The organism is Microbacterium testaceum, from assembly GCF_020781835.1.
Taxonomy (GTDB): domain Bacteria; phylum Actinomycetota; class Actinomycetes; order Actinomycetales; family Microbacteriaceae; genus Microbacterium; species Microbacterium testaceum_H.
Window position 1 is genome coordinate 61209 of the sequence record NZ_JAJGNJ010000004.1, and the last position, 24585, is coordinate 85793.

Genomic DNA, 24585 nt, shown 5'->3' on the forward strand with positions numbered 1-24585 from the left:
TGGGCGTGCGGGTCCACCCCGGCCAGCGGGGCGGGATGCCGGGAGGTCAGTCGGTGGGGGCGGCCTTCTTCGCCGCGGCGGCGAGGGAGCCGGCCGTCTCGGCGGTCGCGTCGACGGCGGCGGCGGCGACGCCCTTGGCATCGTCGAGGATCTCGGACAGCCGCGTCTCCTGCTCGTGGTACGCCTCGCTCATGCGGTCGGCGAATTCGCCGATGCGGGCGTCGACCTGGGCGAGGAGCTCCTGACCGCGCGGATCCTTGTTGACCAGGTGCGCGGCGACGAAGCCTCCGGCGATGCCCAATACGAACCAGACCAGGCTTCTCACGATCACCACTACTTCCTCGAGCGAGCGCCGCGGGCGCGGCATCCTTTCATCGTAGGCGACAGGGTCGCGCGAGCGCGCGCCCGAAGGGAAGGATGCCGCGCCCCGCGTCGGTCCTGTCGTCGGGTCGCTCGGGCGCGGCACCGCCCTCCGCGCACACGACGAAGGAAATCTGCGGCCGAGCGGCGGCGCGAAGTGGTGACCGCCCGGTAGCGGCGTGAGTTCCTACGGTGTGTACGCGAGTGTGCTCGGAGGGAGCCGCAACGTGCGACTGCGCGGGAACGACGAAGGGCGCCGGGAGAACCCGACGCCCTTCGGCTCGTGAGTGCGGGACTCAGCGAGCGGCGTAGTACTCGACGACGAGCTGCACGTCACACGTGACGGGCACCTCGGCACGCTTCGGGCGACGCACGAGGCGCGCCTGCAGCGTCGAGAGGTCGACCTCGAGGTAGCCCGGAACGGGGGGCAGCACCTCGGCGTGCCCACCGGCGGCAGCGACCTGGAAGGGCTCGAGACCCTCGCTCTTGGCCTTGACGTGGATGAGCTGACCCGGCTTGACGCGGAACGACGGGCGGTCCACGAGCTGGCCGTCGACCAGGATGTGGCGGTGCACGACGAGCTGACGGGCCTGGGCGGTGGTGCGGGCGAAGCCCGAACGCACGACCAGGGCGTCCAGACGCATCTCGAGCAGCTCGACCAGGTTCTCACCGGTCAGGCCCTCGGTGCGACGAGCCTCGTTGAACGCGATGCGCAGCTGCTTCTCGCGGATGCCGTACTGCTCGCGCAGACGCTGCTTCTCACGCAGACGGACGGCGTAGTCGCTGTCGGCCTTGCGCTTGGTGCGGCCGTGCTCGCCGGGAGCGTAGGGACGCTTCTCGAGGTAGCGGGCGGCCTTCGGGGTGAGCGCGACGCCGAGGGCGCGCGACAGACGGACCTTGCGGCGGTCCTGGGACTTCGTTGCCACGAAGTACTCCTTCCGATGACGTGGCCGCGCCTTTCGCGGCTCACGGACGTATCGCCCCCTTCCGCCCGATCCGGAACGCACGCCGGGGCGCACCGGAAGGTGATCACAGGAAGGAGGGGATGCCCGAAAACCCTGTTTCGAGCCGGTTCATGCTACCAGAGGCGCCCGGCCGTCGATTCAGCCGCCGTCGAGGATGCGACGGATCTTCTCGAGCCGCGCGGACACCTCGCGCTCGGCGCCGTGCGACGTCGGCTGGTAGTACTGCTTCCCCCGCAACTCGTCGGGCAGGTACTGCTGGGAGACGATGCCGATGTCGCTGTCATGCGCGTACTTGTATCCCTTGCCGTGCCCGAGGCGCTTGGCTCCCGGGTAGTGCGCATCGCGCAGGTGCAGCGGAACGCGTCCGAAGCCGCCCGCCCGGACATCGGCGATCGCGGCGTTGATCGCGGTGTAGGCGGCGTTGGACTTCGCTGTCGTCGCCAGGTACACGGTGGCCTCGGCGAGCGGGATGCGTCCCTCGGGCATGCCGATGAAGGCGACGGCATCCGCCGCGGCGACCGCGATCTGGAGGGCCTGCGGATCGGCGAGCCCGATGTCCTCCGCCGCCGAGATCACCAGCCGTCGCGCGATGAAGCGTGGGTCCTCCCCCGCCTCGATCATTCGCGCGAGGTAGTGGATCGCCGCGTCGGCATCGGAGCCGCGGATCGACTTGATGAACGCGCTGATGACGTCGTAGTGCTCGTCGCCCTGACGGTCGTAGCGAAGCAGCGCGCGGTCGACCGCCTGCGCGATGTGGTCGCCGGTGATGACGGGACGGATGTCGGTGGCATCCGTCTCCGTGTCGTCGGGGCCGGTCACGCGCGCATCCGCGTCCACTGCATCGGCGTGCGAGGCGTCGTCTCCGCCGGCCGCGTCGTCGGCGGCGACCGAGGCGGCGGCCTCGAGCGCGGTGAGGGCGCGCCGCGCGTCGCCGGAGGCCAGGCGTACGAGCGCCGAGCGGGCCTCGTCGCTCAGCACGACCCGGTCGGCGAGGCCGCGCGGATCGGTCACGGCGCGGTCGACGAGGGCGCCGAGGTCGTCGTCTCCCAGGGGGCGGAGGGTGAGAAGGAGCGACCGCGAGAGCAGCGGGGAGATCACCGAGAACGAGGGGTTCTCGGTCGTGGCGGCGATGAGCACCACCCACCCGTTCTCCACTCCGGGCAGCAGCGCGTCCTGCTGGGCCTTGGTGAAGCGGTGGATCTCGTCGAGGAAGAGGATCGTCGACTGTCCGTACAGGTCGCGCTGGGTGAGCGCCTCCTGCATCACCTCACGTACGTCCTTCACGCCCGCGGTGATCGCGGACAGCTCGACGAACCGGCGCCCCGACGAGCGCGCGATGGCCTGTGCGAGCGTGGTCTTGCCCGTGCCCGGCGGGCCCCACAGGATCACGGAGACGGCCGACCCGGATGCCGAGGAGTCGGCGCCCGCGAGAGTGACCAGCGGCGATCCCGGCCGCAGGAGGTGACCCTGGCCGGCGACCTCGTCGAGGCTCGTCGGCCGCATCCGCACCGCGAGCGGGGTCTGGCCCTGGAAGAGGGCGGAAGCACTGGTCACCGATCCAGGCTAATCGCGACAGCCGACACCGGATCGTGCGTCTTTGTCGGGTCGACACGTCGATGCGTAGGATCGGGGCCGTCCGCGAGCGGGGAAGAGAGGTCGACGTGGCGACAGGTGGCAAGGACAGGCAGAGCCGCGAGCAGCGCGAGCGCGCCCGGGCGTACCAGGCCCGCCAGGAGCTGCACCGTCTTCAAGGCCGGCGGCGTGTTCGTGACAACGTCCTCGGCCTCACGATCGGGCTCGCGGTGATCGCCGCGGCGGTCGGGCTCCAGACCGTCTACTTCGTCGGCGGCCCCGGCGCCCCCGCGCCCGCGCCGAGCGTCAGCGACAGCCCGAGCCCGGCGCCGAGCACGCCGCTTCCATCCGAACCGGCGGTCTCGCCCACGTCCTGAGCCTGTGGCGACGGCATCCGTCGTACTAGGCTCGGAGCGTCCTTCTCCCCCAGGCGGCTCTGCCGCGATGAGGTGCTTCCCGTGACTTCCGTTCCCTCCCCCGACTCCCCCGACACCACCCCCGCGGTCGCCGACGACGCGGAGGCCGTGGCCGAAACGCCCGACACCACTGCGGAAAGCGCGGACGAGACCACCGCTCCGGCGGAGGGTCCGACCGACGGCAGCGCCGACGACGCACCCGAGGTCGGGGAGGCCGCGGGCGAGGCGGAGTCCGCGCCCGCCGCCCCGGCGGTCCCCGCCGTCCCCGCACCCGGGCCCCGTCCCGGGCCGCGGCCCGGTGCCCGCGTCGCCGCCCCGGTCGAGCCGTGGGGTCGTGTCGACGAGGACGGAACGGTGTCGGTGCGCGAGGGCGACCAGTGGCGGGTCGTCGGACAGTACCCCGACGGCACGCCGGACGAGGCCCTGGCGTATTACCAGCGCAAGTTCGCCGATCTCGCGGGCGAGGTCACCCTGCTCGAGGTGCGCCACCGTCGAGGTGGTGCATCGGCGTCCGACCTGCGCTCCACCGCCGAGACGGTGCGGGCCAAGGTCGACGGCGCCGCAGCGGTCGGCGACCTCGCCGCCCTGCTTGAGCGCCTGGACGCGCTCACCGCCGAGCTGGCGGAGGCCACCGAGACCGAGGCCGCCGCGGCCAAGGAGGCCGTGGACGACGCCGTGCGCGAGCGCACCGAGATCGTCGAGCAGGCCGAGGCCCTCGCCGCCCGCGACCCGCAGTCGGTTCAGTGGAAGCAGATGACCGCCGACATGTCGGCGCTGTTCGACCGATGGCAGGCACACCAGCAGAACGGTCCGCGCCTGCCCAAGTCGACGGCGCAGCAGCTCTGGCGCCGGTTCCGCGACGCCCGTGCCACGGTCGACCGGCACCGTCGGGAGTTCTTCTCCGCGCTCGACGAAACGCACAAAGCCGCCCGCGATGCCAAGACCCGCCTGGTCGAGCGGGCCGAGGCCCTCGCTCCCCGCGGTGAGGACGGGATCCCGGCCTACCGCGATCTCCTCGACCAGTGGAAGGCCTCCGGGCGCGCGGGCCGCAAGGTCGACGACGCGCTGTGGGCACGGTTCAAGGCCGCCGGTGACGCGCTCTACGGCGCACGCATCGAACGCGAGACCGCGGATGCCGAGGCCTCCAAGGAGAAGATCGAGCACAAGCGAGCCCTTCTCGAGGAAGCCGCACCGATCGTCGACGAGAAGAACCTCGCGACGGCTCGTCAGAAGCTGACCGCCATCCAGCGGCAGTGGGACGAGATCGGGCGCATCTTCCCCCGCGACAAGGAGCGCGCGCTCGATGACGAGCTCCGCAAGATCGAGCAGAGCGTTCGCGCTCGCGAGGACGCGGACTGGAAGCGCAACGATCCGGAGCAGAAGGCGCGCGCGAACGACATGACGCGCCAGCTCACCGATGCGATCGAGAAGCTCGAGGCCGAGCTGGCCGCCGCGTCGGCCAAGGGCGACAAGCGCGCCGCTGCGCAGGCGGCAGAAGCGCTCGAGGCGCGCCGCACCTGGTTGCGCGCGCTCGGCGGCTGACGTTTTCCACAGTTCTCGCCCATCGGCGCCCCGGCAGAGACCATCCCGTCACACTGACGGGATGGTCTCTCCGTTTCTGTACTTCCCCGGTGAACGGCTCTCGCTGACCGAGCTGACGGCCGCCTGCCTCGACGGTCTGCTCACCCCGATCGGTGAGGGGTTCATGCCCGCCGACGCCGTGGAGACGGCGTGGATGAGGGCGCGGAGCCTGGCGCCGCTGCTGGGTGAGCGGTGGGCGGCGGTCCGCGCGAGTGCCGCGTGGGTGCACGGCGGTCTCGCGCTCGAGCCCTCGCGTCATCACGTCCAACGCGCGGCCGCCGAACGCGTCCGGCCCGTGCGTTCCGCGGGCGTGGTCGTCCACGACGTGCGGATCCCGCCCGGTGACGTCGTGCACATCGCGGGGGTCCGCGTGTCCACGCCCGAGCGGACGTTGGTCGATCTCGCCCGATCCCCGGATGCCGATGATCTTGCAGCCGCGAGGTCCTGGGCCGCGTCCGCGCCGGAGCTTCTCGCCGGCGCGCGTGCGTGGCTCGCGCGGCACCCGCGCTTCCCCTACGGTCGGTGCGCCGACGAGGTTCTCGGGGGCGTCAGGACGACGTGACCCGATAGACGTCGTAGACCGCGTCGATGCGTCGCACTGCGTTGAGCACCCGGTCGAGATGCACGGTATCGCCCATCTCGAAGACGAACTTGCTCAGTGCCAGGCGGTCGTTCGTCGTCGACACCGTGGCCGAGAGGATGTTGACGTGGTGCTCGCTCAGCACGCGGGTGACGTCGCTCAACAGCCCCGAGCGGTCGAGGGCCTCGACCTGGATCTGGACGAGGAACACGCTCTTGGTCGTCGGCGCCCACTCGACCTCGATGAGCCGTTCGGGGTCTTCCCGCAGAGATTTCACGTTGGTGCAGTCGCCGCGGTGCACGGATACGCCGCTACCGCGCGTGACGAATCCGACGATCTCGTCGCCCGGCACCGGGGTGCAGCACTTCGCCAGCTTGACGAGGATGTCGGGGGCACCGCGAACCAGCACACCGGAGTCGCCGCCGCGGGGGGCGCGACTGCGTCCGACCTGCGGGAGGTCGATGGGACCGGTGGACGTGTCGTCGGCGCTGACGAGTGCCGTGACCTTCTCGATGACCGACTGCGTCGAGACGTGTCCCTCGCCCACGGCGGCGTACAGGGCGGAGACGTCTTCGTAGTGGAACTGCCGTGCGACCTCGGTGAACGAGTCCTGGTTCATGAGGCGCTGGAGCGGGAGGTTCTGGCGTCGCATCGCACGGGCGATGGAGTCCTTGCCCTGCTCGATCGCCTCTTCGCGGCGCTCCTTCGTGAACCAGCCGCGGATCTTGTTGCGCGCGCGTGTGCTCTTGACGAAGCCGAGCCAGTCCTGGCTCGGGCCGGCATCCGGGTTCTTCGACGTGAAGACCTCGACGACGTCGCCGGACTGCAGCTCGGTCTCCAGGGGCACGAGGCGCCCGTTGACCTTGGCCCCCATCGTGCGGTGGCCGATCTCGGTGTGCACGGCGTAGGCGAAGTCGACCGGCGTCGCGCCCTTGGGCAGACCGATGACCCGTCCCTTCGGCGTGAAGACGTAGACCTCTTTCGCCCCGATCTCGAAGCGGAGCGAATCGAGGAACTCCCCCGGATCGGCGGTCTCGGCCTGCCAGTCCGAGATGCGCGCGATCCACGCCATGTCGGTGTCGGAGGCCTTGGCATCCGTCTTGCCGCCGGCCATCCGCTCCTTGTACTTCCAGTGCGCGGCGACGCCGAACTCCGCCTGCTGGTGCATCTCGTGCGTACGGATCTGGATCTCGACCGTCCGGCCGCTCGGACCGATCACGGTCGTGTGCAGCGACTGGTACAGGTTGAACTTCGGGGTGGCGATGTAGTCCTTGAAGCGGCCGGGCAGCGGCGTCCAGCGGGCGTGGATCGCGCCGAGCACCGCGTAGCAGTCGCGCACCGTGCCGACGAGGATCCGGATGCCGATGAGGTCGTAGATGTCGTCGAACTCGCGGCCCCGCACGACCATCTTCTGGTACACCGAGTACAGCTGCTTCGGGCGCCCCATGACCCGCCCGCGGACGCGCAGTTCGCGCAGGTCGGCGTCGATCGCGTCGATCACCGTCTGCACGTATTGCTCGCGCTGGGGCGTCCGTTGACGCACGAGGCTCTCGATCTCGGCGTACAGCTTGGGGTGGAGCACGGCGAACGAGAGGTCTTCGAGCTCGCTCTTGATCGCCTGGATGCCGAGGCGATGCGCCAGCGGCGCGTAGATCTCGAGCGTCTCGGTCGCCTTCTTCGCGGCCTTGTGCGGCGGGACGAAACCCCACGTGCGCGCGTTGTGCAGGCGATCGGCCAGCTTGATCAGCAGCACCCGGATGTCGCGCGACATCGCCACGATCATCTTGCGGACGGTCTCGGCCTGCGCGCTCTCGCCGTACTTGACCTTGTCGAGTTTCGTGACGCCGTCCACGAGCATGGCGACCTCGTCACCGAAGTCGGCGGCGAGCTCGTCGAGCGGGTACCCGGTGTCTTCGACGGTGTCGTGCAGGAGTGCGGCGGCGATGGCCTTCGGCCCGAGCCCGAGCTCGGCGAGGATCTGTGCGACGGCGAGCGGATGCGTGATGTACGGCTCGCCGCTCTGGCGCTTCTGCCCGTCGTGCGCCTTGTCGGCCACCGCGTACGCGCGCTCGATGATGCCCAGGTCGCCCTTGGGGTGGTGCGTGCGGACCGTGCGCAGCAGCTTGTCGACGTCGTCCCGTCGGGCGGCGCGGGAGAAGATGCGCGGGACCAGCCGTCGAAGGGAGGACGGCGGCGGCGCGGGGGACGTGGTCTCGGTCACAGATCCCCTCCCCCGGATGCGGCGGTCAGTCTTGCCATCCTACGCCGGGCGAGGCCGGTGCCCGCCGTCAGGCGGGAACACCGGCCTTCTCACGGGCCGCGAGCACGCGGGCGTCGCGCGCCTTGATCGGGGCCTCACGCTCGCGCAGGAGCGCGTACAGCGGGACGGCGACGAAGAGGGTCGAGTACGCGGCCACGATCGTGCCGACGAAGATCGACAGCGAGATGTCGCTCAGCGTGCGGGCGCCCAGTGGGACACCGATGAAGAGGATCGCGCCCACGGGCAGGATCGCCACGACCGTGGTGTTGATCGACCGGATGAGCGTCTGGTTCGCCGCGAGGTTGACAGACTCGGCGAAGGTGCGCCCGGAGATCTCCCCGTCCTCCCGGGTGTTCTCCCGCACCTTGTCGAACACGACGGTGGTGTCGTACAGCGCGTAGGAGAGGATCGTCAGGAAGCCGATGACCGCGGCGGGCGAGATCTCGAACCCGAAGAGCGCGTACACGCCGATCGTGATGACGAGGACGTCGACGAGGCCGACGATGGCGGCCACCGACATCTTCCACGTGCGGAAGTACAGCGCGAGGATGACGAAGGTCAGGTCGAGGAAGATCGACAGACCCCACAGCGACTGGCGGGTGACGTCGGCTCCCCAGGTGGGGCCGATGAACGAGTTGGTGATCTCGGTCGTCGGGACGCCGTAGCCCTCTGCCAGGGCGGCTGACACGTCCTGCGTCTGCTGATCGTCGAGCTGGTCGGTCTGGACCCGCACGGCCTGGTCGCTGATGGTGGTGACACGGGTCGTGGCATCCGGGACCACGGATGCCACGGCGTCGGTCGCGATCGCCTGGTCGAACGACGCGGGGTTCGACACCGTGAACTGCGACCCACCGGTGAACTCGATGGAGAACTGGACCGGGCGGAACAGCGGCACCAGGGCGGCACCGATGACCAGCACCGCCGCGATGATGAACCACAGGCGTCGGCGCTGGACGAACGGGAACGAGGTCTTGCCGGAGTAGAGGTCGTTGCCGAGCTGCGTCATGGAGCGCATCAGTCGTCTCCCTCCTTCGTGGAGCGGCTATTGCCCTGGGCTGCGGCGAGCTCGGCACGCTTGCGCTCGGCGATGGTCTGTCGGCGCTGGGCTTCACCCCGCGAGCGGTTGGCTCGACCCGAGACGGCAGCGGCGGGGGCGCGGAACTGCGCGCGTCCGCGGTAGACGGCCCCGAGAGCCTCGGGGTCCATGCCCGACAGCGGGTGGCCCGAGCCGAAGAAGCGCGTCCGGGCGAGAAGCTGCATGACCGGGTGCGTGAACAGGATGAAGATGAGGATGTCGATCGCTGTCGTGAGACCCAGCGTGAACGCGAAGCCCTTCACCGTGGCATCCGCGAGGATGTACAGCACGACGGCGGCGAGGATGTTGATCGACTTCGAGATGTAGATCGTGCGCTTGGCGCGGGCCCAGCCGTCCTCGACCGCCGCGGTGATCGACTTGCCGTCGCGCAGCTCGTCGCGGATGCGTTCGAAGTAGACGATGAACGAGTCGGCGGTGAAGCCGATGGTCACGATCAGGCCTGCGACGCCCGCGAGAGACAGGCGGAAGCCCATGCGCCACGCGAGGATGCAGAGCGTGACGTAGGTGAGCACCGCCATGACGCCCAGCGAGGCGATGATCACCGTTCCCAGCGCGCGGTACACCACGAGGGAGTAGATCGCGACGAGACCGAGTCCGATGAGGCCGGCGAGGAAACCGACCTGCAGCTGCTGCGAGCCGAGGGTGGCCGAGACGGTGTCGGAGCTGACGACCGTGAAGCTCAGCGGCAGCGCGCCGTACTTGAGCTGATCGGCGAGGGCCTTCGACGTCTCCTGGGTGAAGTTGCCGGTGATGCTCGGGCGACCGTCGAGGATGATGCCGTTCATCGACGGTGCCGACAAGACCGAGCCGTCGAGGACGAAGGCGAACTGGTTGAGCGGCGCCTGCGCGCCGTAGAGGCGCTGGCTGATCTCGCCGAACTTCTGCGTGCCCTGGTCGTTGAAGGCCAGGTTGACGGCCCACTGGCCGGTGTTCTGCTCCTGGCCGTTGGTGGCGTCGCTGATGTCGGTGCCGTCCAGCTCGACCGGTCCGAGGATGTACTTCACCGACCCGTCGTCGCTGCAGGTGATGAGCGGCTGGTCGGCGGGGGCCTGCGCCGGGTTGTTCGTGGGGTTGGCGCAGTCGTAGGCCAGGAACTCGGCTTGGAGCGCGGGGGTGATCCACGACGGGTCGCTCCCGTTGGTCGGCGACGCGGTCGGCGTGGACGGCAGCGACGGGTCGGGCGTCGGGTACGGCGTGCTCTGACCGTCCTCGCCGACGAACGACGTCGCCGGAGAACCGGTGAACAGCACGGCGCGCAGCTGGAGCTGCGCGGAGCTCTGGATGCGCTCGCGCGTGGCCTCGTCCGCCTGTCCAGGGATCTGCACGACGATGTTGCGGCCGCCCTCGGTGGCCACGTCGGCCTCGCCCACGCCCGAGGCGTCGACGCGCTGACGGATGATCGAGACGGCCTGCTGCAGCTGCTCGGCGTCGGGGTCGGCCCCGTCCGTCGTCTGTGCGGCCAGGATGATCTGCGTCCCGCCCTGCAGGTCGAGGGCGAGGTCGGGGGTCCAGGAACTGGCCTGGAAGGCGTACACACCCAGCGCGTTGATGCCGAACAGCACGCCGGTGATGGCGAGCAGTCCGGTCAGCACGCGCCAAGCGTGGCGGACGGGAGTCGAGGGCGCCACGGAGTCGGCTTTCTATGCGGCGGTGGACGGAACGGACGAGGGGGCGTCAGGCCTGCGGGCGGTCCTTGTCGTCGCGCTCGACCTCGGCCTGGCGGGCGGCGCGGTGGTCGTCGCTGATCGAGGTGATGTCGCCGTCGGCGACTCCGGCGACGTATTCCGCCTCGGTCTCCTCCGCCTCGATGAACTCGTCCTCGGTGACGTAGCCCTGGGCGGGGTTCACCACGCGGAGCACGGCCTGGCTGTGCACCTTGATGACGACGCCTGGGGCGATCTCCACGTGCGCCGGCTTGTCGAGGTCTTCCCCGTCGTACTCGACCACGGTGCCGTAAAGGCCGCCCTGGAGCAGGACCTCGGCACCGGGGACGGTCTGCCGCGCCTTCTCCTCCAGCTCGAGCTTCTGCTTCTGCATGCGGCGACGCGAGCTCCAGAACATGAAGACCAGCAGGCCGATCAGCAGGATGATCAGGCCGTAGTTGGCGAAGAAGTTCGCGAAATCCATGGAGGCGGTGCACCTTTCGATTCAGGCGCGCCGTGCGGCACTGCCTGGAGGGGTCGGGGAATCCCTCGCCGAGTATAGGTCATCCCCCTTGACTGAATCGGAGGAGCCCGTCGGGGTGGGGAGCACCGAGATGGTCGTAGGCCTCGGGGGTGGCGACACGGCCCCGCGGTGTACGCCCCATGAAGCCGATACGCACGAGGTAGGGCTCGACGACCGACTCGATCGTCTCGGGCTCCTCCCCGACGGCCACGGCGAGCGTGCTCAGCCCCACGGGTCCGCCGCGGAAGCGCCGCACGAGAGCGTCGAGCACCGCGCGGTCGAGGCGGTCGAGGCCGATGGCATCCACGTCGTAGAGGTCGAGGGCGGCGTCGACCGTGCGGACGTCGGCGTCACCGGCGTCGGTTCCGGTCGACGGACCGTGCACGACGAGGTAGTCGCGGACGCGGCGCAGCAGGCGGTTGGCGATGCGGGGAGTGCCGCGCGAACGGCGAGCGATCTCGGACCGTGCGGTGCCGGGAAGCCCCACGTCGAGCATGGATGCCGAACGCGAGACGACTCGCTCGAGTTCTTCCGGCTCGTAGTACTCCAGGTGCGCGGTGAACCCGAAGCGGTCACGCAGCGGGTTGGGCAGGAGCCCGGCGCGCGTGGTCGCGCCCACGAGCGTGAACGGCGCAAGGTCGAGGGGGATGCTCGTCGCACCGGCGCCCTTGCCGACCATGATGTCGATGCGGAAGTCCTCCATCGCGAGGTACAGCATCTCTTCGGCGGAGCGCGCCATGCGATGGATCTCGTCGATGAAGAGCACTTCGCCCGGTGTCAGTGAGGACAGCAGAGCGGCGAGGTCGCCGGCGTGTTGGATCGCCGGCCCGCTCGACAGGCGCAGCGGACGGCCGCTCTCGTGCGCGACGATCATCGCCAGGGTCGTCTTGCCCAGGCCAGGAGGGCCGGACAGCAGGATGTGGTCGGGTGAGCGCTGCTGAATGCGGGCGGCGTCGAGCAGCAGCTGCAGTTGTCCGCGCACCTTCTGCTGCCCGACGAACTCGCTCAGCGAGGTCGGGCGCAGGGCCCCCTCGATCGCGAGTTCGGTCTCGTCGTCGGGGGTGCCGGCGTCGCGCACGACGTCAGCCACCGACGGGCTCCTTCCGCGCGGGACCGAGGAGGGCGAGGGTGAGCCGGAGCAGGGCCTGGACCGAGGCCCGGTCGGCCTCGGCCGCGTCCTCGGCGACGGATGCCACGGCCTCGGCGGCGACGCGTTCGCTCCAGCCGAGTCCGACGAGCGCCTGCGTGACCTGCATCGGCACCTGACCGTGCGGGGCCACCGCCGCCGGTGCCTGTGCGGGGGCGACAGCCAGCTTGCCGGCCAGCTGCACGACGATGAGCTTCGCGGTCTTCGGCCCGATGCCCGAGACGCGCTTGAACGGGGCGTCGTCGTCGTCGGTGACCGCTTGGGCGATCTGCGGCACCGTGAGGGACGAGAGCACCCCCATCGCGGACTTGGGACCGACGCCCGTCACCCCGATGAGCTGTGTGAACACCGTGAGCTCCTCACGCGTCTCGAAGCCGAAGAGCGAGAGGGCGTCCTCGCGGACAACCAGGTGCGTGTGCAGGTGCACCTGGTCGCCGACGTGGGTGGTGCGCGCGACCTGCGGCGTCACCGCGACCGAGAGCCCGACTCCCCCGACGACCACGACGAGGGTGTCGTCGCCGACGTGCCCCGCGACACCCTGCAGCGAAGAGATCATGCAAAGAGCCTACGCGCCGGTTCGGACCTTTGTTCGAGCGACACGCGTCCCTGTGGAGGGCTGGCGCTTCTCGGCATCCCGCCAGGCCTTCTGTGCGGGAGTGAGGGCGCCCCCAGACACGGGCGTCGCCGCTCCCCCGCGCCAGGCGTGGCACAGCGCCAAGGCGAGTGCGTCGGCGGCGTCGGCCGGCTGGGGCAGCGCATCGAGCCGCAGGACGCGCGCGACCATTGTCTGCACCTGGAGCTTGTCGGCCGAGCCGTAGCCGGTGATCGCGGCCTTGACCTCGCTCGGGGTGTGGGTGGCGGCGGGGATGCCATGCTCCGCCGCCAGCAGCAGCGCGATGCCGCTCGCCTGCGCGGTGCCCATCACCGAGTGGCGGTTGTTCTGCGCGAACACGCGCTCGACGGCGACGACGTGCGGATCGTGGGCCGCCAGCACCGTGCGGATGCCGGCCGCGATCGTGGCGAGGCGCTTCTCGATCGGATCGGCGACGGCCGAGCGGACCACCCCGACGTGGACGAGGGATGCCGTGCGGTCGGGCGAGACGTCGACCACGCCGATGCCGCAGCGCGTCAACCCGGGGTCGATACCGAGGACGCGCAGAGAACGAGACACGGCCCCCACGCTAAGCGCAGGGGCCGTGGAGTCGGGCAGGGCGCGCCCTTACTCGTCGTTCTCGAGTTCGGCCTGCACCTCGGCGGTCAGGTCGAAGTTCGTGTAGACGTTCTGCACGTCGTCGCTGTCTTCGAGCGCGTCGATCAGGCGGAACACCTTGCGCGCGGTGTCGGCGTCGACCTCGACCTTGAGCGAGGGGACGAACTCCACGTCGGCGGAGTCGTACTCGATGCCGGCGTCCTGCAGCGCTGAGCGGACGGTCACCAGGTCGCTCGCCTCGGTGATGACGCCGAAGCCGTCGCCGTGCGGCTCGACCTCTTCCGCGCCGGCCTCGAGGACGGCGAGCATGACGTCGTCCTCGGTCGTGCCCTCGGAGGGGACGACGATGACACCCTTGCGGCTGAAGTTGTAGGCCACGCTGCCGGGGTCTGCCAGCGTGCCGCCGTTGCGGCTGAGCGCGGTGCGCACCTCGGCCGCGGCGCGGTTCTTGTTGTCGGTCAGGCACTCGATGAGGAACGCGACGCCGTTGGGGCCGTATCCCTCGTACATGATCGAGGAGTACTCGACGGCCTCGCCGCCGATGCCGGCGCCGCGCTTGATGGCGCGGTCGATGTTGTCTTTGGGGACCGAGGTCTTCTTGGCCTTGAGCACCGCGTCGAAGAGCGTCGGGTTGCCCTGGAGGTCCGGCCCGCCGAGCTTGGCGGCGACCTCGATGTTCTTGATGAGCTTGGCCCACGACTTGGCGCGGCGGGCGTCGACGACCGCCTTCTTGTGCTTGGTCGTGGCCCATTTGGAGTGTCCGGACATGGGCTCCAGTCTAGAACGAGGGCGCCGACACCCCGGCGCGCGAACGGACGCGGTCCAGGAACCGCGCGTGAAAGCGCGTCTCGCCCGTGGATTCGGGGTGGAACGCCAGTCCGAGGAGGTTCCCCTGCTCGACGGCGACGACGCGCCCGTCGGGCAGGGTCGCCAGGGGGGCGGCATCCTGTCCGGTCTCGGTCACCACGGGCGCGCGGATGAACACGGCGTGCACCGGCGGATCGCCCAGGACGGGAACGGCGAGGTCGGTCTCGAACGATTGCGTCTGGGAGCCGAAGGCGTTGCGCTGCACGCGCACGTCGAGGCCCCCGAAGGTGCGCTGCCCCTCGATCGCGCCGTCGATGCGGTCGGCGAGGAGGATGAGCCCCGCGCACGTCCCCAGCACCGGGAGACCGTCGGCGATCGCCTCGCGCACCGGATCGAACAGGCCGAACGCGCGGGCGAGCTTGTCGATCACGCTGGACTCGCCGCCGGGCAGCACGAGACCGTCCACCTCGGCGAGCTCGGACGGGCGCCGGACGGGCCGGGCGTCGGCGCCCAGGTCCGCGAGCACGCGGAGGTGCTCGCGGACGTCGCCCTGGAGGGCGAGGACGCCGACGCGAGGGGTGTTACCAGCCACGCTCGGCCAGGCGGTGCGGCGCGGGCAGGTCAGCGACGTTGATGCCGACCATGGCCTCACCGAGTCCGCGCGAGGCCTCGGCCACGATCTTCGGGTCGTCGTGGAACGTCGTGGCCTTGACGATCGCGGCGGCGCGCTGCGCGGGGTTGCCCGACTTGAAGATGCCCGACCCGACGAAGACGCCGTCGGCTCCGAGCTGCATCATCATCGCCGCGTCGGCGGGGGTCGCCACGCCGCCGGCGGTGAAGAGGACGACGGGGAGCTTCCCTGTTTCGGCGATCTCGGCCACGAGCTCGTACGGTGCCTGGAGTTCCTTGGCCGCGACGTAGAGCTCGTCCTTGGTCTTGGCCCGGAGGGCGTTGATCTCGCCGGTGATCGTGCGGATGTGCTTGGTCGCCTCGGACACGTCGCCGGTCCCCGCCTCGCCCTTCGAGCGGATCATCGCGGCACCCTCGGTGATCCGGCGCAGCGCCTCGCCGAGATTGGTTGCACCGCACACGAACGGCACGGTGAAGTTCCACTTGTCGATGTGGTTGACGTAGTCGGCGGGCGAGAGCACCTCGGACTCGTCGATGTAGTCGACGCCGAGCTCCTGCAGGATCTGCGCCTCGACGAAGTGGCCGATGCGGGCCTTGGCCATGACGGGGATCGAGACGGATGCCACGATGTCGTCGATCAGGTCGGGGTCGCTCATGCGGGCGACGCCGCCCTGTGCGCGGATGTCGGCGGGGACCCGCTCGAGGGCCATGACCGCGACCGCGCCGGCGTCCTCGGCGATGCGGGCCTGTTCCGCGGTGACGACGTCCATGATCACGCCGCCCTTGAGCATCTCGGCGAGTCCGCGCTTGACGCGGGAGGTTCCGGTGTCGGTCATTGTCGATTCCCTTCGCGCTTCGGGGCGCTTTCTTTGGCTTAGGCCAAACCGTAGCACGGCGCAGGACATATGCTGGGCGAACCGAGAGGGGGCGTATGACCGTCGACATCACCGGACGCTCGGCATCCGAGATCGCGGCAGACCTGCGCGCACGCATCGAACGCGGGCAGCTCCAGCCGGGTGACGCGCTGTCTCCCGTGCGGGCCCTCGCCGCCGAGCTGGGCGTCAACCGCAACACCGTCGTGGCCGCCTACCGGACGCTCGCTCAAGCCGGTCTGGTCGTGGCCCGTGGTCGCGGCGGGACGCGGGTCGCCGGGCACGCGCCCGTGGCGCAGGAGGGCTACGCCGCCGGCACGGTGCTGCGCGACGTCGGGACGGGGAATCCCGATCCCGCGCTCATCCCCGACCCGGCGCCGGCGCTCGCCCGCTCCGGCCGTCCGGTGCTGTACGGCGAGCCCGTCGTCGACCCGGGGCTGGAGGCGTGGTCCCGGGAGTGGATGTCCGAGGGACTCCCCGACGTCCGTCCGCGCATCACGGTCACCAGCGGCGCGAGCGATGCCATCGAACGTCTGCTCGCGCAGGCCCTGCAGCGCGAGGACGCGGTCGCGCTCGAGGATCCGTGCTTCCTCTCGGCGCTGCACACGGTGCGGCAGGGCGGGTATCGCGCGGTGCCCGTCGCAGTGGACGCCGAGGGCATGACGGTCGAGGGCCTGCGCGCCGCGCTGGCCGACGGCGTCCGCGCGGTGATCTGCACGCCGCGCGCCCACAACCCCACCGGTGCCAGCCTGACCGCTGCACGCGCGGCGCAGCTGCGCGCCGTGCTCGCCGACCACCCGTACGTGCTCGTGATCGAGGACGACCACTTCTCGCTGCTCTCGCGCGCTGAACTCCACTCCGTGATCGGCGAAACGCAGCAGCGCTGGGCGCGGATCCGCTCGGTGTCGAAGTTCCTCGGACCCGACATGTGCCTGGCCGTCGTGGCATCCGATGACGAGACCGCCGACCGTCTGGCGCTGCGCCTCACACCCGGGACGACGTGGGTGAGCCACATCCTGCAGCGGCTCACGCTCGCTCTGGTGACCGACCCCGACGTACGCACCGGGATCGACCGCGCCGGAACCCACTACGCCGAACGCAACGCGGCCTTCGCGGTCGCACTGGCGGATCGGGGACTGCCCGTGACCGTCGGCGACGGCCTCAACCTGTGGGTGCCGCTCCCGGTGCCCGCCGCCCGCGTCCGCGAAGACCTCATGCGCCGCGGGTGGCTCGTCCGCGACGGCGACCACTTCTTCCTCTCGCCCGAGGCCGCCGGCGATTACCTGCGACTCACCGTGCATCACCTCGACGATGCCGAGACCGTGTCGCTCGCGGACGATCTCGCGAGCGCCGTGGCCGCGCTCCAGCCGTCCGTGCGAGGTGGGAGGATCGAGGGATGAAGGTCCTCTCGATCCAGTCGGCCGTCGCCTACGGCCACGTCGGAAACTCCGCCGCCGTCTTCCCGCTGCAACGCATCGGGGTCGAGGTGCTGCCGGTCTACACGGTCAATTTCTCGAACCACACCGGCTACGGCGCGTGGCGAGGACCGCTCATCTCGCCCGCTGACGTCGCCGACGTCATCACCGGCATCGAGGAACGCGGTGTCTTCGGAGAGATCGATGTCGTGCTGTCGGGCTACCAGGGCGGGGAAGGCATCGCCGACGTCATCATCGACGCGGTGGCGCGGGTCAAGAAGGCGAATCCGGATGCCGTCTACGCGTGCGACCCGGTCATGGGCAACGCCAAGTCGGGCTGCTTCGTCGCTCCGGCGATCCCCGTGCTGCTCCGCGAGCGCGTCGTCCCCGTCGCCGACATCATCACCCCCAACCAGTTCGAACTCGGCTTCCTCACCGGGACAGAGCCGGGAAGCATCGAGTCGACCCTGGAGTCGGCAGACCTCGTTCGCTCCCGCGGCCCGCGCACGGTGCTGGTGACCAGCGTCGAGCGGCCGGACCGCGAGCCGGACACGATCGAGATGATGGTCGTCGACGACGCGGGCGCCTGGATCGTGCAGACCCCGCTCATCCCCATGAAGGCGAACGGCTCCGGCGACGTCACGGCGGCGCTCTTCACGGCGCACTATCGCCGCACGGGCGACGCGGCCGATGCTCTGGCGCGCACGGCCTCGAGCGTGTTCGATCTGCTGCAGAACACGTTCGATGCGGGATCCCGCGAACTCCGTCTCATCGAGTCGCAGGAGGCCTACGCCCACCCGCGTCTGCAGTTCGGCGTTCGCCAGGTGCGCTGACCGGCCGGGATCAGCCGCCGTAGACCTCGGTGTAGGCGGCGATCCAGGCGTCGCCGTCGTCCGGGCACAGGAACGTGGTCCCGAACACCATGACGCTCGCGATCGGGCTCTCGGCGAACGTCCGATCGTCGCCCTGCAGGTCGGCCGGGAGAAGCTGGGCGAACAGGGGTGACGTGGCCACGTGCGACCTCAGCAGGTCGGCGTCGATGTCGTGGTGATTCAGGATCGCCGTCTCGCACGCGTCCGCGGCGAGGGCGAGCGACAGGCTCTCCTCCTGGTCCGTCCACGTCGCGCCCTGTTCTTCGACGTACGCCTTCTGCTGGGCGATGAACTCCTTCTGCGCCGGAGTCACGGCCGTCAGCGGAGTGCCATCCAGCGGCAGCTGCTGCTCCTCGAAGAAGCGCTCGCGTTCGGCGAAGGCGTCTTCGACATCGTCGCCGGGAGCGGGATCGCCCGACTCCTCGGGCAGCGGTGGCTGTGCCGACGGTTCCCCGGTGCGGTGAGCGGCGCGTCAGGGCCATGCGGGCCGAGCGGACTCGGCAGACGGATGCACCCGGTCGTCGTGCTGAGCGCAGTGGCGACGATGAGCGTCAGGACGAGGGGACGGACGCGAGCCTTCATGGCCCCACCGTAGCGGCGGGTTCGCCCGCGGCTCCGTGGGCTTGCGGTCGAGCCCTCAGGCGTTCCAGGCTTCGGCCACCGTGCGCCGGACGTCGCCCAGAAGCTGCGGCAGGGCCTTGGTCTTCGCGATGATCGGGAAGAAGTTCGCATCCGACGCCCACCGCGGAACGATGTGCTGGTGCAGATGAGCATCGACGCCGGCGCCGGCGATCGCCCCCTGGTTCATGCCGAGGTTGAAGCCGTCACAGCGCGACACCGCCCGCAGCACGCGCATCCCCCGCTGCGTGAGAGCGCCGATCTCGGCGACCTCTTCGTCGGTCGCCTGGTCGTACGTCGCGATGTGGCGGTAGGGGCAGACGAGGAGATGTCCCGAGTTGTAGGGGAAGAGGTTCAGCAGCACGTAGGCGCTCTTCCCGCGTGCGACGATCAGCCCGTCCTCGTCCGACTTCGCCGGTGCCGCGCAGAACGGGCAATTCTGCTCCATCGGCTCGCGTCCGGCCTGGATGTAGGCCATGCGGTGCGGTGTCCACAGGCGCTGGAACTCGTCCGGCACGCCCGGAAGCTCCGCGGCGGCGACGATCTCGGCATCGCCGGCCGCGGAGGCATCCGCTTCGGTCGTCACTCGAAGTCCTCGACGCTGTCCACGAGGGTGTGCGCCGCGATGGCGGCGGCGATGCGGGCCACCGCCTCGTCGACCGGGATGCCGTTGAGCTGGGTCCCGTCGCGGAATCGGAAGGACACGGTGTTCTGGGCCCGGTCCTGCTCACCGGCGATCAGTTGGATCGGCACCTTCTGCGTGGTGTGCGTGCGGATCTTCTTCTGCATGCGGTCGTCGCTGTGGTCGACCTCGGCGCGGACGCCCTTGGCCCGGAGCTCGGCGATGATGCCGTCGAGGTAGTCGCCGAAGTCTTCGGCCACCGGCACACCCACGACCTGCACGGGCGCGAGCCACACCGGGAAGGCACCGGCGTAGTGCTCCAGGAGAATGGCGAAGAAGCGCTCGATCGAGCCGAACAGGGCGCGGTGGATCATGATCGGACGCTTCTTCTGCCCGTCCCGATCCGTGTACTCGAGCTCGAAACGCTCCGGGAGGTTCGGGTCGACCTGCACGGTCGACAGCTGCCAGGTGCGTCCGATGGCGTCCCGGGTCTTGAGGTCGATCTTCGGTCCGTAGAACGCCGCCTCGCCCGGCACCTCGGTGAGCTTGAGACCCGAAGCGACCGCGACGTTGCGCAGCGCGTTCGTGGAGTACTCCCAGAACTCGTCGGTGCCGATCCACTTCGACTTCTCGTCGTCGCGCATCGACAGCTCGAGCTCGAAGTCGTCGAGACCGAAGTCGCGGAGCATCGAGATCACGAACTCCAGCACGCGGGTGGCTTCGGACTCCAACTGATCCGGGGTGACGAACAGGTGGGAGTCGTCCTGGGTGAAGCCGCGCACGCGAGTCAGACCGTGCAGTGCCCCCGACAGCTCGTTGCGGTACACCGTGCCGTTCTCGGCGAGGCGCATCGGCAGGTCGCGGTAGCTGCGCGCCCGCTCCTTGTAGATGAGGATGTGCATGGGGCAGTTCATGGGCTTGAGGTAGTAGTCCTGGCCCGGCTTGGTGACGTTGCCCTCGGCGTCGCGCTCCTCGTCCATGACGATGGGCGGGAACATGCCCTCTTTGTAGGTGACGAGGTGGTTCGAGGTCAGGAACAGGTCCTGCTTCGAGATGTGCGGGGTGTACACGTAGGTGTAGCCGCCCTCGATGTGCCGGCGGCGGGCGTGCTGCTCCATCTCGCCGCGGATGATTCCGCCGCGCGGATGCCACACGCTCAGACCGGATCCGATCTCGTCGGGGAACGAGAACAGGTCGAGCTCCTTGCCGAGCTTGCGGTGGTCGCGCTTGGCGGCCTCCTCGAGTCGGTGCTGGTACGCGCGCAGGTCGTCCTTCGTCGCCCACGCGGTGCCGTAGATGCGCTGGAGCTGTGGGTTCTTCTCGCTGCCGCGCCAGTAGGCACCGGCGATGCGGGTGAGGTCCCAGCCGTTGCCGATGAGGCGCGTGCCGGGGACGTGGGGTCCGCGGCAGAGGTCCTTCCAGACCGTCTCGCCCTCGCGGTTGACGTTGTCGTAGATCGTGAGCTCGCCGGCGCCGACCTCGACGCTCGCGCCCTCTGCCGCCTCCGCGGAGCCACCCTTCAGGCCGATGAGCTCGAGCTTGAACGGTTCGCCGGCGAGTTCGACGCGCGCCTCGTCGTCGGTGACGACGCGACGGACGAAGCGCTGATTCTCGCGGACGATGCGCTCCATCTCCTTCTTGATGACCTTGAGGTCTTCGGGAGTGAACGGGTCGTCGACCTGGAAGTCGTAGTAGAACCCGTCGGTGATGGGCGGACCGATGCCGAGGTTGGCCTGCGGCTTGACACGCTGCACGGCCTGAGCGAGGACATGTGCCGTCGAGTGTCGCAGGATCGACAGTCCGTCGGCGCTGTCGATCGTGACCGGCTCGACCTCGTCGTCGGCCGTCACGGTCGTGGCGAGGTCTTTCAGCTCACCGTTCACGCGCAGAGCGATGACCGAACGGTCGGGGAAGAGGGCGAAGCCGTCGGCGGGATAGGTCTGCTCCGACGGCAGGGCGGCATCAGTCAAGGCGGTCTCCTGGATGGGTCGATTCCAGGCTACCCGCCGGGCGTGGCCTCGACGGCACGCGCGGTGCCCCATAGTGGAGCGGTGACTCTGGCCATCATCGGCGGCGCGCTCTGGATCCTCGGCTTCATCGCCCTGCTCGTCGGCATCCTGCCCCCCGACGAGGCCCTCGGCGTGGCCGACCGTGTGTGGCCCATCCTGCTGTTCGTCGTCGCGGTCACGGTCGTGGCGGAGTTGGCATCCAAGGCGGGGCTGTTCGACGTCGTCGCCGCGCGGCTCGCGCGCCTGGCCCGCGGCCGGACGGTGTGGCTGTGGGTGCTCGTGGTGGCTCTGGCGACCGTCGCGACCGCCTTCCTGTCTCTGGACACCACCGCGGTGCTGCTGACGCCGGTCGTCGTGGCGATGGCGGTCGCGCGAAAGCTCGACCCTCTGCCGTTCGCCTTCGTGACGGTCGTGCTCGCCAACACGGCCTCGCTCGTCCTGCCCGTGTCGAACCTCACCAACCTGTTGGCCTCCGACGCGCTCGGGGGACATGACCCGGTCGCTTTTGTCGCGCTGCTGGGGCCGTCGGCGCTCATCGCCATCGCCGTCTCGGTCGTCGTCCTCACGGCGGTGTTCCTGCGCAGACTGCCGAAGACCTTCCCCGGCGCCCCTTCCCCGGCCGTCGCGGATCGCGTGCTGCTGCGCATCTCCGGGGTCGTGACCGTGGCGCTGCTGCCGCTGCTCGTGATCGGTCTGGATCCCTGGATGCCGGCCCTCGCGGCCGCGGTGGTCCTCGTGGGCGTGTTCGCGTGGCGCGCGCCGCGTGCGCTGAGTGTCCGGCTGGTGCCCTGGTCGCTGCTGGTGTTCGCCGGCGGACTCTTCCTGGCGGTGGGGGCGCTGGAGGCCGTGGGGATCGGACGCGTGACTTCCGTGCTCGCCGGCTCCGGGGACGACCTGGTGTCTCTCTGGCAACTCGCCGGGGTGGGGGCGCTCGCGGCGAACGGAATCAACAACCTGCCCGCCTACCTGGCCATGGAGTCCGTCGCCGACTCCCCGGCGCGCCTGGCGGCCCTTCTCATCGGGGTGAACGCCGGTCCGATCGTGACGCCGTGGGCCTCGCTGGCGACGCTCCTGTGGCACGACCGACTGGTCGCCGCCGGCGTACAGGTGCGGTGGAGCCGTTTCATCCTGATCGGGGTGGTGATCGCCCCGATCATCCTCATCCTCGCGGTGCTCCCGCTCACCGCGTGATCCCCTGCTCGCCTCTCGGATCAGGCGCGCACAGGCTCGGCCACGGGGATGGTCGGGTTCGGGACCTCCCGGAAGACCATCTCTTCGCGGGGACCCTGATCGCGCGGCACGGAGTCATCCGGTTCCGGGATGACGTACAGACCACGGCCCGAGTTCGCGTTGTAGGTCAGCGCGTGCAGCCACGTACTGCTCAGCTGCGGGTTGCGGCTGCCGTGATACTTGAACACGAGCGAGACATGAGGGTGGATGTAGACCGTCGTGCGGCCTCCCCCGATGCTGATGTCGTCCTTCCACGTGAAGGGAAAGCTTTCACCACGGCGAACCTTCGCCATGATCACCGCCTGAAGGTGCGCGAGGAGACGATCCTCGAACTCGACCTTGATGTTTCCGTCGTAGATGAACTTGCCCATGAGGACCTCCGGGGTGCGGCCCGGACCGCGCATTCCTGGCGGGAAATGACGAACGCGGATGCCGGGGGGTGTCACCGCCTCACCTCCCAACGTCTCGTGACCCGAGCACGAGTGCAAACCCGTTGTGGTCGATGCGGTTTGCGGCTAGCCCGTTCCGTCGGGGATCAGTGCGACCGGGAGATCCGCAGGATGACACGGTCACCGGGCCGACGCTGCACCCGCCGGACGAGGGCCTCCAAGCCGAGGATCGCGCGGAACTGCCAGCCGTACTTACGGCGAAGAGCCGACTCGGCGCGGGGGTCTTCGGTGCTGGGGCCGGCGATCCGGGCCCGGGCGTGGACGGTGATGGCATCCGGTTCCACCGCTCCCATGCGCGAACAGGGACGCAGGGCGACACGCTCATCGCGGCGCAACCGCTTGACCTTGCCGGTGTTGCGCTCGGTGGTGACGACGAGTTCATCGCCGTCGCGTGCGACCCAGACCGGCGTCGCCACCGCATCGCCGTTTCGGCGGTAGGTTCCGAGCGAGACGAACGGCGACGTCGCGATCTCACGCCAGAGGGTGTCGGGAACGGTCATGGCCTCACGCTACTGCTCGGGTGTGGGCGGTCGGCGGGGCTTGCATCGTCGGAGCACGGACCTCGTGGAGCTTCCCCGACGCGCGTCGAGCATTGTTCACACGAATGGAACACGACGTGCATCGGGCCTTTCGACGGGTCATGCGACCCTCGATGGAGGAGGTTCGCATGTCTCGCCGCCACATCGCGACCCACGCCTATGACTTCCATACGGGCTGGGTGCGCATCACCCCGACCGCCCTGACGCACGAGCAGGCGGTCAAGCTCCACGAACAGGGCTTCACGATCGTCCGTTCCCGGCGCGGCTGGTTCGGGACTCGGGAGCTTCCCCTGAGCTGGTACCTGAGACGCGCGGGTTCGGACACGTCCGAGGCCTCGCGTCTCGCGGTCTCACCCGCCGCCGTGTCGCCGAACGCGCCCCACGAGCGCCCCGAGGACCCCCCGGATGCCGTCGACCTCGTGGACGCGCCCGATCCGCGGCGTCCGTCACCCCGGCGCGCACGCCAGCGGAGCACGGAAGACGGGGGCTAGGGCCTGCACGGCAATCGTGCGGGGCTCCCCCCGGAAAGACGAAGCCCCCGGCAGTCCGGGGGCTTCAGGTGGTGGTGCGCGATACTGGGATCGAACCAGTGACCTCTTCCGTGTCAGGGAAGCGCGCTACCGCTGCGCCAATCGCGCCTAAGAAGGCTGTTCAGTTTTAGGCGAGGTGGCGACGGGATTCGAACCCGTGTAAACGGCTTTGCAGGCCGGTGCCTAGCCGCTCGGCCACGCCACCGTGTGTGGTTCGACCCACGTGTCGTGATCCTCCGTCGGGAACCTGACGGCGATCTTCACACTCGAGCGGATGACGAGACTCGAACTCGCGACCCTCACCTTGGCAAGGTGATGCGCTACCAACTGCGCTACATCCGCATTTCGTTCCCGGGGCTTGCCCCGAGCACTCGTAAGACATTACCCGATTCCCGCGTCCGCGCAAAACCCGACGCGCCCCGCGCGTGTCTTCTCCGGTGGTCGGAACAGCCCCGTCGCATCGGGTAAAGTAGTCGAGTCCCGTTCGGGACGATGGGCGATTGGCGCAGTTGGTAGCGCGCTTCCTTCACACGGAAGAGGTCGTCGGTTCGAGTCCGGCATCGCCCACTGCACAGCCCCCGGTCCGCCGGGGGCTTCGTCGTTCGTGGACGATGAGGGATCTTCTCGCGCCTTCGCTCT

25 protein-coding genes and 4 tRNA genes are annotated in these 24585 nt (G+C 69.7%); 8 read left to right on the plus strand and 21 right to left on the minus strand.

The window, feature by feature from the left end; translation table 11 throughout:
* Positions 1-46: 46 nt before the first annotated feature.
* From LL239_RS07370 to LL239_RS07380, 3 genes are all read right to left on the minus strand, one after another.
* Complete coding sequence (locus LL239_RS07370; RefSeq protein ID WP_228162814.1) at positions 47-367, minus strand: ATPase; 321 nt, start codon at positions 365-367, stop codon at positions 47-49.
* A 289-nt stretch (positions 368-656) separates the two neighbouring features.
* Positions 657-1286, minus strand: coding sequence for a 30S ribosomal protein S4 (gene rpsD, locus LL239_RS07375; RefSeq protein ID WP_228162815.1), 630 nt, complete (start codon positions 1284-1286; stop codon positions 657-659).
* A 177-nt stretch (positions 1287-1463) separates the two neighbouring features.
* The gene (locus LL239_RS07380) at positions 1464-2879 is read right to left on the minus strand and encodes a replication-associated recombination protein A (RefSeq protein ID WP_228162816.1); all 1416 of its coding nucleotides are present in this window, start codon (positions 2877-2879) and stop codon (positions 1464-1466) included.
* A gap of 107 nt (positions 2880-2986) precedes the next feature.
* On the opposite strand from LL239_RS07380, the gene LL239_RS07385 reads away from it, so the two are divergent.
* From LL239_RS07385 to LL239_RS07395, 3 genes are all read left to right on the plus strand, one after another.
* Positions 2987-3274 (plus strand): dioxygenase, encoded by a 288-nt coding sequence (locus tag LL239_RS07385; protein ID WP_228162817.1) that lies wholly within the window; start codon positions 2987-2989, stop codon positions 3272-3274.
* 81 nt (positions 3275-3355) lie between these two features.
* A complete protein-coding gene (locus LL239_RS07390) occupies positions 3356-4855 on the plus strand; it encodes a DUF349 domain-containing protein (protein WP_374197618.1) in 1500 nt (499 codons plus the stop codon).
* 61 nt (positions 4856-4916) lie between these two features.
* Complete coding sequence (locus LL239_RS07395) at positions 4917-5456, plus strand: type IV toxin-antitoxin system AbiEi family antitoxin (RefSeq protein ID WP_228162818.1); 540 nt, start codon at positions 4917-4919, stop codon at positions 5454-5456.
* On the opposite strand, the gene LL239_RS07400 is transcribed toward LL239_RS07395, so the two are convergent.
* The 10 genes from LL239_RS07400 to pdxS form a co-directional block, all read right to left on the minus strand.
* On the minus strand, positions 5443-7695 hold the full coding sequence (locus LL239_RS07400; protein WP_308218566.1) for a RelA/SpoT family protein: 2253 nt from the start codon (positions 7693-7695) through the stop codon (positions 5443-5445). The genes LL239_RS07395 and LL239_RS07400 overlap by 14 nt on opposite strands.
* A gap of 67 nt (positions 7696-7762) precedes the next feature.
* Positions 7763-8749 (minus strand): protein translocase subunit SecF, encoded by a 987-nt coding sequence (secF, locus tag LL239_RS07405; RefSeq protein WP_228162819.1) that lies wholly within the window; start codon positions 8747-8749, stop codon positions 7763-7765.
* On the minus strand, positions 8749-10458 hold the full coding sequence (gene secD / locus LL239_RS07410; RefSeq protein ID WP_228162820.1) for a protein translocase subunit SecD: 1710 nt from the start codon (positions 10456-10458) through the stop codon (positions 8749-8751). Before secD ends, secF begins: the two co-directional genes overlap by 1 nt.
* A 46-nt stretch (positions 10459-10504) precedes the next feature.
* Positions 10505-10957 carry a preprotein translocase subunit YajC gene (locus LL239_RS07415; RefSeq protein WP_228162821.1) on the minus strand — a complete coding sequence of 151 codons (453 nt, stop codon included), beginning with the start codon at positions 10955-10957 and terminating at the stop codon, positions 10505-10507.
* A gap of 79 nt (positions 10958-11036) precedes the next feature.
* Positions 11037-12086 carry a Holliday junction branch migration DNA helicase RuvB gene (gene ruvB, locus LL239_RS07420; RefSeq protein ID WP_228162822.1) on the minus strand — a complete coding sequence of 350 codons (1050 nt, stop codon included), beginning with the start codon at positions 12084-12086 and terminating at the stop codon, positions 11037-11039.
* Positions 12079-12699 (minus strand): Holliday junction branch migration protein RuvA, encoded by a 621-nt coding sequence (gene ruvA / locus LL239_RS07425; protein WP_228162823.1) that lies wholly within the window; start codon positions 12697-12699, stop codon positions 12079-12081. Before ruvA ends, ruvB begins: the two co-directional genes overlap by 8 nt.
* 9 nt (positions 12700-12708) lie before the next feature.
* Positions 12709-13314, minus strand: a complete 606-nt coding sequence (gene ruvC, locus LL239_RS07430; protein ID WP_228162824.1) for a crossover junction endodeoxyribonuclease RuvC — start codon at positions 13312-13314, stop codon at positions 12709-12711.
* Between the two features lie 48 nt (positions 13315-13362).
* On the minus strand, positions 13363-14121 hold the full coding sequence (locus LL239_RS07435) for a YebC/PmpR family DNA-binding transcriptional regulator (protein ID WP_228162825.1): 759 nt from the start codon (positions 14119-14121) through the stop codon (positions 13363-13365).
* A 10-nt stretch (positions 14122-14131) separates the two neighbouring features.
* Positions 14132-14752, minus strand: coding sequence for a pyridoxal 5'-phosphate synthase glutaminase subunit PdxT (gene pdxT, locus LL239_RS07440; RefSeq protein WP_228162826.1), 621 nt, complete (start codon positions 14750-14752; stop codon positions 14132-14134).
* Complete coding sequence (gene pdxS, locus LL239_RS07445) at positions 14742-15626, minus strand: pyridoxal 5'-phosphate synthase lyase subunit PdxS (RefSeq protein ID WP_228162827.1); 885 nt, start codon at positions 15624-15626, stop codon at positions 14742-14744. The genes pdxT and pdxS overlap by 11 nt, the downstream gene beginning before the upstream one ends.
* Before the next feature lie 95 nt (positions 15627-15721).
* On the opposite strand from pdxS, the gene LL239_RS07450 reads away from it, so the two are divergent.
* On the plus strand, positions 15722-17062 hold the full coding sequence (locus LL239_RS07450) for an aminotransferase class I/II-fold pyridoxal phosphate-dependent enzyme (RefSeq protein ID WP_228162828.1): 1341 nt from the start codon (positions 15722-15724) through the stop codon (positions 17060-17062).
* Positions 17059-17910: a pyridoxal kinase PdxY gene (gene pdxY / locus LL239_RS07455; protein WP_228162829.1), complete on the plus strand. Its 852-nt coding sequence runs from the start codon at positions 17059-17061 to the stop codon at positions 17908-17910. Before LL239_RS07450 ends, pdxY begins: the two co-directional genes overlap by 4 nt.
* Positions 17911-17920: 10 nt before the next feature.
* On the opposite strand, the gene LL239_RS07460 is transcribed toward pdxY, so the two are convergent.
* The 3 genes from LL239_RS07460 to thrS form a co-directional block, all read right to left on the minus strand.
* Positions 17921-18262 (minus strand): hypothetical protein, encoded by a 342-nt coding sequence (locus tag LL239_RS07460; RefSeq protein ID WP_228162830.1) that lies wholly within the window; start codon positions 18260-18262, stop codon positions 17921-17923.
* A 324-nt stretch (positions 18263-18586) separates the two neighbouring features.
* Positions 18587-19153, minus strand: a complete 567-nt coding sequence (locus tag LL239_RS07465) for an HIT family protein (RefSeq protein WP_228162831.1) — start codon at positions 19151-19153, stop codon at positions 18587-18589.
* On the minus strand, positions 19150-21159 hold the full coding sequence (gene thrS, locus LL239_RS07470) for a threonine--tRNA ligase (protein WP_228162832.1): 2010 nt from the start codon (positions 21157-21159) through the stop codon (positions 19150-19152). The genes LL239_RS07465 and thrS overlap by 4 nt, the downstream gene beginning before the upstream one ends.
* An 81-nt stretch (positions 21160-21240) precedes the next feature.
* Between thrS and LL239_RS07475 the strand changes: the two genes are divergently transcribed.
* A complete protein-coding gene (locus LL239_RS07475) occupies positions 21241-22389 on the plus strand; it encodes an ArsB/NhaD family transporter (protein ID WP_228162833.1) in 1149 nt (382 codons plus the stop codon).
* A 20-nt stretch (positions 22390-22409) separates the two neighbouring features.
* Here LL239_RS07475 and LL239_RS07480 read toward each other — a convergent pair whose 3' ends face one another.
* Complete coding sequence (locus LL239_RS07480) at positions 22410-22799, minus strand: DUF7882 family protein (RefSeq protein ID WP_228162834.1); 390 nt, start codon at positions 22797-22799, stop codon at positions 22410-22412.
* 164 nt (positions 22800-22963) lie between these two features.
* Complete coding sequence (locus LL239_RS07485; RefSeq protein WP_228162835.1) at positions 22964-23377, minus strand: PPOX class F420-dependent oxidoreductase; 414 nt, start codon at positions 23375-23377, stop codon at positions 22964-22966.
* A 167-nt stretch (positions 23378-23544) separates the two neighbouring features.
* Between LL239_RS07485 and LL239_RS07490 the strand changes: the two genes are divergently transcribed.
* Entirely contained in the window at positions 23545-23907 is a 363-nt protein-coding gene (locus tag LL239_RS07490) for a hypothetical protein (RefSeq protein WP_228162836.1), read from the plus strand.
* Positions 23908-23979: 72 nt separating this feature from the next.
* Here LL239_RS07490 and LL239_RS07495 read toward each other — a convergent pair.
* The 3 genes from LL239_RS07495 to LL239_RS07505 all read right to left on the minus strand — a co-directional run bounded on the left by LL239_RS07495 (position 23980) and on the right by LL239_RS07505 (position 24288).
* Positions 23980-24054: transfer RNA gene (locus tag LL239_RS07495), tRNA-Val, on the minus strand.
* 26 nt (positions 24055-24080) lie between these two features.
* Positions 24081-24151 (minus strand) — tRNA-Cys (locus tag LL239_RS07500).
* Between the two features lie 64 nt (positions 24152-24215).
* A tRNA-Gly gene (locus LL239_RS07505) sits at positions 24216-24288 on the minus strand.
* A 152-nt stretch (positions 24289-24440) separates the two neighbouring features.
* Here LL239_RS07505 and LL239_RS07510 point away from each other — a divergent pair.
* Positions 24441-24513: transfer RNA gene (locus tag LL239_RS07510), tRNA-Val, on the plus strand.
* The last annotated feature ends 72 nt before the right edge of the window (positions 24514-24585 follow it).